General features: G+C 33.4%; 11 protein-coding genes and 2 pseudogenes. 12 read left to right on the top strand and 1 reads right to left on the bottom strand.

The window, feature by feature from the left end; all coding sequences use genetic code 11:
• The 11 genes and pseudogenes from ACQKNS_RS24705 to ACQKNS_RS24655 all read left to right on the top strand — a co-directional run.
• A partial coding sequence (locus tag ACQKNS_RS24705; RefSeq protein ID WP_427645879.1) for a hypothetical protein occupies nucleotides 1-292 on the top strand: 292 nt, incomplete at its 5' end.
• A 1348-nt stretch (nucleotides 293-1640) separates the two neighbouring features.
• A complete protein-coding gene (locus ACQKNS_RS24700; RefSeq protein ID WP_427645886.1) occupies nucleotides 1641-1883 on the top strand; it encodes a YolD-like family protein in 243 nt (80 codons plus the stop codon).
• A 63-nt stretch (nucleotides 1884-1946) separates the two neighbouring features.
• Complete coding sequence (locus ACQKNS_RS24695; RefSeq protein ID WP_427645878.1) at nucleotides 1947-2189, top strand: hypothetical protein; 243 nt, start codon at nucleotides 1947-1949, stop codon at nucleotides 2187-2189.
• Nucleotides 2190-2451: 262 nt separating this feature from the next.
• Nucleotides 2452-3243, top strand: coding sequence for a phosphotransferase (locus ACQKNS_RS24690; RefSeq protein ID WP_427645877.1), 792 nt, complete (start codon nucleotides 2452-2454; stop codon nucleotides 3241-3243).
• Between the two features lie 748 nt (nucleotides 3244-3991).
• Nucleotides 3992-4765: a GNAT family N-acetyltransferase gene (locus ACQKNS_RS24685; protein WP_427645876.1), complete on the top strand. Its 774-nt coding sequence runs from the start codon at nucleotides 3992-3994 to the stop codon at nucleotides 4763-4765.
• Between the two features lie 368 nt (nucleotides 4766-5133).
• Nucleotides 5134-5286, top strand: a complete 153-nt coding sequence (locus ACQKNS_RS24680; protein ID WP_427645875.1) for a hypothetical protein — start codon at nucleotides 5134-5136, stop codon at nucleotides 5284-5286.
• A 272-nt stretch (nucleotides 5287-5558) separates the two neighbouring features.
• A complete protein-coding gene (locus tag ACQKNS_RS24675; RefSeq protein ID WP_427645874.1) occupies nucleotides 5559-5798 on the top strand; it encodes a hypothetical protein in 240 nt (79 codons plus the stop codon).
• Between the two features lie 165 nt (nucleotides 5799-5963).
• Nucleotides 5964-6467, top strand: a pseudogene (locus ACQKNS_RS24670) (ArsB/NhaD family transporter); the annotation flags it as partial.
• A gap of 15 nt (nucleotides 6468-6482) precedes the next feature.
• Nucleotides 6483-6902 carry an arsenate reductase (thioredoxin) gene (gene arsC / locus ACQKNS_RS24665; protein ID WP_427645873.1) on the top strand — a complete coding sequence of 140 codons (420 nt, stop codon included), beginning with the start codon at nucleotides 6483-6485 and terminating at the stop codon, nucleotides 6900-6902.
• A 209-nt stretch (nucleotides 6903-7111) separates the two neighbouring features.
• Nucleotides 7112-7306, top strand: a complete 195-nt coding sequence (locus ACQKNS_RS24660) for a hypothetical protein (RefSeq protein WP_427645872.1) — start codon at nucleotides 7112-7114, stop codon at nucleotides 7304-7306.
• A gap of 128 nt (nucleotides 7307-7434) precedes the next feature.
• Nucleotides 7435-7916, top strand: a pseudogene (locus ACQKNS_RS24655) (phosphatase PAP2 family protein).
• A 309-nt stretch (nucleotides 7917-8225) separates the two neighbouring features.
• Here ACQKNS_RS24655 and ACQKNS_RS24650 read toward each other — a convergent pair.
• Nucleotides 8226-8789: a peptidoglycan-binding domain-containing protein gene (locus ACQKNS_RS24650; RefSeq protein ID WP_427645871.1), complete on the bottom strand. Its 564-nt coding sequence runs from the start codon at nucleotides 8787-8789 to the stop codon at nucleotides 8226-8228.
• 327 nt (nucleotides 8790-9116) lie between these two features.
• Between ACQKNS_RS24650 and ACQKNS_RS24645 the strand changes: the two genes are divergently transcribed.
• Nucleotides 9117-9404 carry a hypothetical protein gene (locus ACQKNS_RS24645; protein ID WP_427645870.1) on the top strand — a complete coding sequence of 96 codons (288 nt, stop codon included), beginning with the start codon at nucleotides 9117-9119 and terminating at the stop codon, nucleotides 9402-9404.
• Nucleotides 9405-9941: the final 537 nt, after the last annotated feature.

Below are 9941 nucleotides of genomic sequence, written 5' to 3'. Positions count from 1 at the left end.
TCTTATGATTATAAAAATTGACTTTGGTGACGATTTTATTCAATACATTTCTTGTTCAACAAAAGTAGGTAGGAAGATGAACAGTATTCAGGAGGGCTTTCTAAATTGGATTTTTGACGAGGAAAAGAATACAGAATATTGGGCTTTAGAAAATGGGGAAAGACTTCACCCTAGTTATGATGCAAAAGCAATTGTTGAATGGTTAAACAATGTAAGATTTAAGCGAGGAATAGCGAAGGCTAAATTAATCACGAATCCTCAATTATATGTTAAAAAGAAATTATATTTTTAGAGTGTTTCTTAAATGTTTAATGTTCAAACCATAAGATTGTGAAAAATTGTACTTAAACTAACGGGTGCTTTCGTTGATTAAGGGTCACAAAAATAATTTCAATCTTTTTTATAAAATAATCAAGAAGATTAAAAAATGTTGTTCGAAAAAGGGGAGGGTATAGATATTGCCTCCCCCTTTGTGTTTACAGATAAATTTGTATGACTGTATTGTTTATAATGACTCGATTTTGTATCTCAAAACAGTTAGAGATTAAATTGCTGCGGTTTTGAGTGGATCAATAACTCTATGTACTCAAATTCATGTCCCCTAACGTACTTATCTTTGTGTCTTCGTACAGGTGAGGTCCCGAATTTACCTCATTTGAATATACATACATGGGGACCTCCCCCAAGGTAGATAGCCCACCCGTCCCCCTGTACGGTTTCTGACTGTATGGGGTTTTTCTTTTTATATTAATTGGCATAGATTCCTTATTCGGAAATATATAGTCCTTTGTATGGAAAACCGTAGTCCCTCTACAGCTGTACGGGGGATATTCTTTGTATAGAGAGTAACAGAAGCTTCACCGTGGACATATAATGTAGTCCTTTTATTAGTTTGTTTTATAATCCCCCAACGGTACTGAAGAGTTCTCGGTATCGGGGGCTTTTTTTATTTGGCCTGGCCTTTTCCCCCAGGTGAATAGATGGCTATAGGGAAGCTTGGCCCCTCTACTTTTAACAGCAGGCAAACACCGCTCACAATACCAATCAATATAAGTCTTCCCTTGCTCATTCAGAGGCGTCATCACCGATATATCATGCCATTTAGACGTATGTGTATGTACACATCTATCTTTCCTTTCATCTCTAAACATATTGATCATTTCCGATACCAACAATTATCCCTACTGTGAAACTATTCCACCTGTTCTTTACCTTGCCTACATAAAACTTTCGTATTTAACATTTAAATTCCCCCTCTTACTTAATCAAGTGGAGCTATTTTATTAAAGTAAACCGTTTAAACCTATAGCCCTACAAAAAAAATCCCCTTATTTATGTGGATTTTATTCTATTAAACTAAATAGGGTTTAGCCTATAAAATTTTTAATTATAATAAACTGTTCCATAATTAAGGCTTATTGATGCACAGTTCGTTTCGCATCTTTGGAACAGGCATTTTTCCCTCCCTTTAATGGGAGTATTCGTTCTTGTATAATAAATGAAAAAGGTGGAATCTTTATAATGGGTACAATTCGTGGTGATAGAGGAATCATTAAATGGCAAGCAGCATTGATGTTACCTGAACATAAAGCATTATATTAAAGAAAGGATAAGGATGATTATTTCTTAAATAAAAAACCATCCTTGATGAATACCAGATTGAAGAATTTGAAAACAACATTCACAATGCGATGGAACATCATTTACCGATAAGCTTTAGATTGCATAACGAGGGAAATCCAATTGAACTACTTGGATACTGTGTGTATATTGATCATGTCACGAAAGAGTTAAATATTCAGAAGAAAGATAGTGCCTTCAAGAAAATCAAATTTAATGAAATTATTAGTGTGCTTTTTGAGGATAAAAAAAGCCCTTTTTAAATTCAGGAAGGAAAAGGAACGGAAATTTAGGAGTATACAAATGGAGATTCGGATTGGGTTCAATTGTTTGCGAACGGTGCTAAGTTTTTACAGTCTGGTAGCTGTTCAGTCATAACAACTGACTTTAGAAAAGAACCGAAATGGACTGCTGCTGTATCAGCTTATGAGTGGATACAAAAGATAAAAGGCTCTGTTCGCTATCCAGGCGACTTTCAGATTGTTAGTGTTGTTTACGACGGAGAAAATGACATTACAGATTTAGTAAGAAAGGTACACCCTATAATAAAAGATGATTTACCTTTTTAAAATTAATCAACTAAAAATATAATTTAGGGATCTCTTTAGAGGTTCTTTTTTAATTGACTGTTCCAAATGGGTACCCCTTAATGAACTAACGGGTGTGTTAGCTGAAGATCGGAGCTGTCTTTAAGGCAGCTTTTTCTTTTGGAACTAAAGGGGCAGGATAGTTCAACAAGGGTAATGGATATTTGTGGTAAAATATCAAAAGGAATGATTGTTTAATTGGGAGTTCAAATAAGTGAAGATAAAATTAGGTAGGGGTATTTAGATGTCAAACCATGAAAATGAAGAAATGCTAACAGGAGGAAATGTCTCAAACGTTTATCGTTCGGGGGATACTGTGCGACGAGAATTAAAGCCAGATAGTCCCAAAATTCATAAGCTATTACAGCATTTGGAGAACAAAGGTTTCAGTTATGCACCAAAGTTTTTAGGTATTGATGAAAAAGGAAGAGAGATATTATCATTTATTGAAGGAGAAGCTGGTAATTATCCTTTAAAAGAATACATGTGGTCTGATGATGTCTTAATAGAAATAGGGAAAATGCTCCGTCTTTATCATGATTCTGTAAGTGGTTTTTCACTTGATGATAGCTGGGAATCGATAGATAACACCCCCCAACCATTTGAGGTACTATGTCATAACGATTTTGCAATATACAACATTATTTTTAATTATGAAAGACCAACAGGCATTATTGATTTTGATGTTGCTGGACCTGGTCCAAGACTTTGGGACATAGCTTATACTCTTTATACTTGCGTCCCCTTAAGTAGATTTTATCTTTCTGAAACAGGTGAGAAAGTTAATTATAATTCATTACAGCATGCTAACCATATAAAACGAAGAGTTAGATTGTTTTTTGAATCTTACGGTAAGAGATTAGAAGAAGATTATTTGGAAATGGTATTGCTACGATTAGAAGGGGTATGTAAAACAATTACAAGAAAATCCAGTGAAGGTGACATTGCTTTTCAAAAGATGGTAGATGAAGGGCATCTTGAACATTATCAAAACGATATTAAATTCATTCGTGAACATGGAAAAGAGTGGATTTAAGGTAAGGTTTTTATTGAACTAACGGGGCAGTAGTTTAATAACAAACACTCCTAATACTTACCAGTGACAAGTCAATGGGAGGAAAGTTAATATCTTTTTAAAATAAGAATTACTGTCTGGTGGAATCGACTTGAATGATTAGAATTATATTTTTTTTACTAGGAATAATATTAATCTTACTAGCATCAACTTATGGAAAAAGGGAGACCCGAAAGTACCCTTTTGGGAGGTTTTAACCGACTTTGTATTTGATATAATGTCTATTCAATTATTCAATCTTTTTAGTTCACGTACTTGGGCTGTGTTGTTGTGGCTAATTGGCTTTGCAATTTTAATAGTTGTTGTAATAGCTCAAATAAATTCATAACTAAGGTTACTTTTAGTTTTCTTTTAGTGAACTAACGGGTGCTTTACTTCATACCAGGAGCTGATCAGCTGCTCCTTTTCTTATGCAAGTATAGGGGCAGGTTAGTTCAAAAAGTGTGAATTTTCCGATAAAAAGTTAAGGAATTATAAAAAAATGTTTTTTGATATGGTTGGTAATGTTAGGGAGGTAATTTGATGGAAAAGTACAGAGGTGCATCAGTTTACATTGATGATAAATTTTTGATTTTTTCTTGTGAAAAATAAGATTTCTTCAATAAGGGAGGTTGCTTCTGGAACTCTTTTCATCAAGAACTATCGGGGCAAATTATTGAGAAGGAAAGTACAAAAGAAAGAATAGTAAAAACAAAAGGGGAACCAGTGTATGAATACTGAATTTGAGAAGGTAATAAATTTACTAAAAAATAATGATAAAGAAACATATCCGACATTTATTTACTCTGTATTAAATAATTATATTCCTGGAAAGGTTTATATGGATGAATTAAAGAAAGCAGTTTTAGTTGGCACTGATTCAGGTATTTTTGTTGTTGGTGGAGATGAAATGAACAATGGTCTTGAAAGCATATTTTTAGAGGTTTATAGAAGTATAAAAAATGATAAAAAGCGTTTTACTTTGTTTTCTCCATCAAAAGAATGGGATCAAGTTATAAATAAAATGCTTGGAAATGAGTTAAGGCAAATGCACAGATATGCTTTTCATTTTAATAAGGATACATATTCCGCAGTAAATATGGAAAAAGTCCCTAAAGATTTTATAGTAAAGAGAATAGATGAAAAGATAATTACTGAAAGTCTGGAATTTAATGAATCTTATTATAATGAATATTGGGGTTCAGTATCAAATTTTCTAGAGAATGGATTTGGCTATTGTTTGTTACATAATGATACCGTTGTAAGTGAGTGTACATCTATATTTAGTTCATCACAATTTGCTGAAATTGATATTGCAACTCAAAATAAGTATAGAGGAATGGGCTTAGCTCAAAATGTTGCAGATATATTCATTGAACACTGTATTGAAAGAAATTTGGAACCCAATTGGGACTGTGATGTTAACAATTTTGCGTCGATAAAGCTAGCTGAAAGATTAGGATTCGAAAATCCAATGGAATATTCGGTATTCGTTAGAAGGTAAAAAGCACTTTTCGCTATCGGGTGATTTACTCCAATAATAGAGGTTGATGAAGCGACCCTTTTGTTATGCAATTAAAGGGGGAGCATTCCTGTAATAAATAAAATTAGTATTGAGCACACCTCTTTTATTAAACAAAACCAGCTAAGTTTGTGATTTTATACACTTAAACTAACGGGTGCTTACTTCAATAAGAGAGTTGCTTTGGCAGCTCTTTTTGTTATGGAACTATCGGGGCAGAATAATTAAACAAAGATTGAGACCTTGCTGATGATTAATATATGAAGTAAAGGAGTATCAAACTATTTATTGCAACAAGAAAATTGGATTATAATAATTTAAATAATATAGAGTTATTGGGAGTTAGGCAGATGAAAAATAAAAAAAGAAAAAAAGAAAGGCAGAACGGCTTATTTAAAGAAATCCTAATTGAGCTTAGGGATTCAATCTTATTTGAAGTGGCTTGGAACATCCTAATGTTTATACCAAGAATGATGATTCGCTTAATAAAAAACATTTGGTGAAGTGGTTAGTCAGAATAGAGCTAACGGTGCTTTAGCTGAAGATCAGAGCTATCTTAAAGGCAACTCTTTCTTTATGAACTATCGGGGCAGGTTAGTTCATAAGCGCAGTGTATTCGGACTGTACGGCATGATTTCAGATAAAATGTAACTATTTGTAAAACGGTAGTTATATACATTCAAAATTCTAGATGTTACAGTAAGAGATAATAAAGTATATTTGGGTCTTACCAGACTTTTCTTAGTCACTTCCCATTTATTGAAAGGGGAAGATTATGACATTTGAACGCTTAAAAAGTTTACTTTCCGACCTATGCTATTATCATAATGTTGATATTACTCATACTTTTACATTTAATAAAACTCAATCTCTAAAAGTTAGATGCTTAACATTTAATTCACAACATACTTTTGAATTAGTTTGTTCTAATTGCGGTAAAGTAGAATTAATTAATGATATAGATGTTGCTGCCAAAGCAATCCAGAATATTATTACAAAAAACACTCCTATTTAATGGGTGTTTTTTTGATTTGAAAAGGTTTCTTATCGCACAGTTTGCGTCAACTCTACAACTCTTAAGAAACTAACGGGTCCGTTGGCTGATGATCGGAGCTGGTTTAAGACAGCTCTTTTCTTATGGTACTAAAGGGGCAGGATAGTTGTATAAGAAAATGTTAAATTGGCCAGAAGAAGTAATGCAGTTAATACAAAAACAGTTGTAAAAGGTGCTCCTTGGTCAGTTGTCTTTTTATCAATAGGAATGTATGTGGTTGTATATGGTTTAGGAAATGCTTGGCTAACTGAATCGTTAGCTAGTGTCATTCAAGCAACTGCTGAACAAGGTTTATTTGTTGCAACGATAGGTATGGGCTTTACAGCAGCTTTCTTATCTTCTTTGATGAATAATATGCCAACCGTCATGATCGATGCATTAGCTATTGCTGAAACCAACACGTCTGGTACCATCAGGGAAGCTCTCATTTACGCAAATGTTATTGGGTCTGACTTAGGTCCGAAAATTACTCCAATCGGATCGTTAGCGACCTTAGTGAGGCTCCATGTTTTATCTCTAAAGGGAGTAAAAATTTCATGGGGGACGTATTTCAAAACAGAAATTGTTTTAACGATCCCAATTCTATTTATTACCTTACTAGGTCTATTCTTTTCATTATTAATTAACTAAAAGGAGATATACATCATGTCTAGAAAAACAATTTACTTATTATGTACTGGAAATTCTTGCAGAAGCCAAATGGCTGAAGGTTGGGCGAAAAAACATTTAAATGATGAGTGGGAAGTAAAAAGTGCAGGCCTTGAAGCTCACGGAATAAACCCAAACGCAGTTAAAGCTATGAAGGAAGCAGGAATCGATATTTCTAATCAAACATCTGATGTGATTGATTCAAAAATATTAAATAATGCGGATTTAATTGTAACTCTTTGTGGTCATGCAGCAGATAATTGTCCAGTTACTCCTCCCCATATCAAACGTGTACACTGGGGCTTTGATGATCCAGCTAAAGCAGAAGGTACTAATGAAGAAAAATGGGCGCTCTTCCAACGTGTTCGTGATGAAATTGGGGAAAGAATTGAACGTTTTGCTAAAACTGAGAAATAAGGATTCTAGTTAGGAAGATTGTGAAAAAATGTACTTAAACTAAAGGGTGCGTTAGCGTCATAAGAAGGCAGCCAATTGGCGGCCTATGAATGTAAGATTATTGATTATTACCATACTTTCGAATTCAAGTAATCCCCAATTAACCGGACATTTTAATTGAAGAAAATACTGTATATTATAGATATATTTAATATTTTTGGAGGTCTGAAATGATTAACGGTGGAGATGGATTATTTGCTCTTGTAGCTTTTTTACCTATTATTTTTTATTTAGTTCTTACTGTCTTTGCTATTTATTTTGTAGTTAAGGTAATAAAGTTCATGAATGAAAAAATAAAATTAGACAAAGAAAAAAATGAGAAGCTTGATGAATTAATTAAGGTAAATCAAAGTAAAAAAGATTAAATGATTTTATATTAATTAACAAATCGGCGCTTTTCTTTAATAAGAAGGCGTCTTTTTGTATTGCACCAGATTCTAGAACAACACATTATTAAAGCTTAGAAGAGATTGTGAAGGTTTCTACTTAAACTATAGGGCTGAAGATCGGATTTTCACGGAGTAATAAAAATAGAATCATGATTATCTGCGCTTTTATTACTTTTTTTATCTCTGAAATCATTGCGAAAATGGCAGGGAAACTTCACTCGAATAATCAACCATTTGCCGAGCTGGCTAATGTCAATAAGTTAGTTGAAAAAGCAGTCAATAATTTTTTTCCAAGTGATCATACGTTTATATTTTTTTCATTTTGTATATCCTTTTGGCTATTCAAAAAAGGTTGGGGCTTTTTATGGGGAGTTTTAGCTGTCCTTGTAGGTATTTCGCGTATTTGGGTAGGAGTCCATTATCCAGCAGATGTTCTTGTTGGAGCTCTTATCAGTATCCTATCAGCAGCTATTGTTTACCAGGTTGTTCCTAAATTAAGCGTGACGAAGAAGTTTATAGGGGGGGGTACGAAAAAGGTGAACAACTTATTCTTTCTCCATTATCCAAATCAAAGGAAAGTAAATGAAAGGATGTTTAAAGAAAGGGAAAAAAGGCAGACCAAATCGAAAATTGATTTGGTCTTTTTTAATCTTTATGAAGGTTTATAGATTGGAAAATGACAGGAAATATAGATGGATTTGCTACTGTAGCTATTTTTCACATTAAAATGTTGGGTTCATCCTAAATTTAATGATAGTTATCTACGTAAGTAGGACTTTATCTTCGAAAAATAATATTTTATCTTCGATATAAAAAATTGCTCTTTTATCTTCGGAATTTTCATTATATCGATTATTCGGTAAAATGTCGCAAATATCGATAAATAGTCAAAATTCTAATCATGCAGAACTTTATCTAGTAAATTTCTAGTTTTTCCATCAAAAATGCCGTTCGGTGTTAATTCAGTATATCGTTTTTGGAACTTGATGACAGCGGCTTTTGTTTTTGGGCCAAAAACACCATCCTCTGAAAGACCATATCCCAACTGATTCAATCCTTTTTGCAATGTCCGAACAGCTTCACCGCGGCTGCCCTCTTTCAATACTGATTTTGAAAAACCAAATGAATTGATTTTCTCTGAAAGGGCTTTGTGGGTGCTGCGATCGTATATTCCAGTATCCTTTAAACTTTTGGAGGTTTTCTGAAACTTAAGGACAGCATTTTTCGTTTTAACTCCGTAAATCCCATCTACAACCAATCCTGAAGACACTACCTTATTTAAGGATCTTTGCAAGATCTTCACATTTTCTCCGCGATCACCCTGCTTCAAATACCCCTTTTTAGGTAGATCGAAAATAGAGTAATCTACCTTTTCCTGTGCACTTGTATCTGTTGGCACTCCAATAAATAAGACTGATGCCGTCAAAATTAAAGATACTAAGTATTTCCACTTTCTCAACTAACCATCTCCTTTAGAATGTTTTTAAGTTCCCACTTGCTATTTTATTTTACTTGATCCCTTTTAGAACTTTTCTCTTTTTAAAAATGGTGGTATTACATCTTTTTTTCGTGAAGTACGAGAAAAAAATGTTAAGGATTTTTTAAGGGGCAGGATAGTTGAAGAGTCTGTTGATCTTTATTCAACAATTGGGCCATTTTGTTAAAGATACTTCTTAAAGATGGTTGGATAATTATGTTAAAATCAGGGAGATATACATTAATCTAAATCAGCAGAGGTACACATATATAAGAGTATTGTGAAATTTAGAGAGGGGAGTAACAAAAGATGGCATTTGCCGTAGGGTATGGAATTGCATTTATAGGAGCACTTGTAGCTTATCAACTTAGCAAAGGTAAGTCGAAAAAAAGAAAACTCATTGTTTGGGGTATTGCTCTTATGTTGGCAATTTCACCATTCTTATCTTTTGCGGTAGGGCTAACATACGCATTTACTGTTGGGAATGGTTGGGCAGCTTTGATTATGTGGTACATGTTCCCAATCGGTTTCATCATAGGACTTATTATGCTACTGGTAGGCATATTTAAGAAAAAAGAAATAGAGAATGTCATGTAACTTCTTCAACTAAAGGGCGCGATTCTTAAAGAAATTTAGCTTTTCTTAATGAACTAACGGGTGCGTTGTTGCATAAGGAACACAAAAATGATCAATCTTTTTTATAAAAGAATAATCCAATTAAATATTATAAGGGCATGTTTTGATTAATCTTTTTTCAAAGCATGCTCTTTCTATTTATTCATTTATCAAGGTTTCTTGGATTAATTTGCTCATACTTTATTTCAAATCCACATTAGTTAAGAAGGTTAGACCTAAATTTTGATTTACCTTCATTAAACAAAAAAGTCCATCTCGATTATGAGAGGGGCCTTTTAAGTTGGAATAGTGGAGTAGCTGGTAGTATTATTGTCTTCCAACCATATACATTTTATACCATTTCAATAAATAAAACCTCTCTATAAAAGAGGGCTTACCACTAAATCCCATATCTTTGTAAATTGTTTGAATCCATTGTGGGATAATGTTTATTAGCTTAAGATAAAAACTGTCCTTTCAGGCAGTTTTCTCTATGGAATTAAAGGGGCAGGTTAGTTT

This window comes from Peribacillus sp. NPDC094092 (assembly GCF_050279365.1).
Taxonomy (GTDB): Bacteria; Bacillota; Bacilli; order Bacillales; family DSM-1321; genus Peribacillus.
This window is presented reverse-complemented; position numbering and strand designations above follow the sequence as displayed.

Coding starts and splice junctions, on each gene's coding strand:
- ACQKNS_RS24675 (WP_427645874.1), top strand. CDS start 5,559: ATGACATTTGAACGCTTAAAAAGTTTACTTTCCGACCTATGCTATTAT.
- arsC (WP_427645873.1), top strand. CDS start 6,483: ATGTCTAGAAAAACAATTTACTTATTATGTACTGGAAATTCTTGCAGA.
- ACQKNS_RS24660 (WP_427645872.1), top strand. CDS start 7,112: ATGATTAACGGTGGAGATGGATTATTTGCTCTTGTAGCTTTTTTACCT.
- ACQKNS_RS24685 (WP_427645876.1), top strand. CDS start 3,992: ATGAATACTGAATTTGAGAAGGTAATAAATTTACTAAAAAATAATGAT.
- ACQKNS_RS24645 (WP_427645870.1), top strand. CDS start 9,117: ATGGCATTTGCCGTAGGGTATGGAATTGCATTTATAGGAGCACTTGTA.
- ACQKNS_RS24680 (WP_427645875.1), top strand. CDS start 5,134: ATGAAAAATAAAAAAAGAAAAAAAGAAAGGCAGAACGGCTTATTTAAA.
- ACQKNS_RS24690 (WP_427645877.1), top strand. CDS start 2,452: ATGTCAAACCATGAAAATGAAGAAATGCTAACAGGAGGAAATGTCTCA.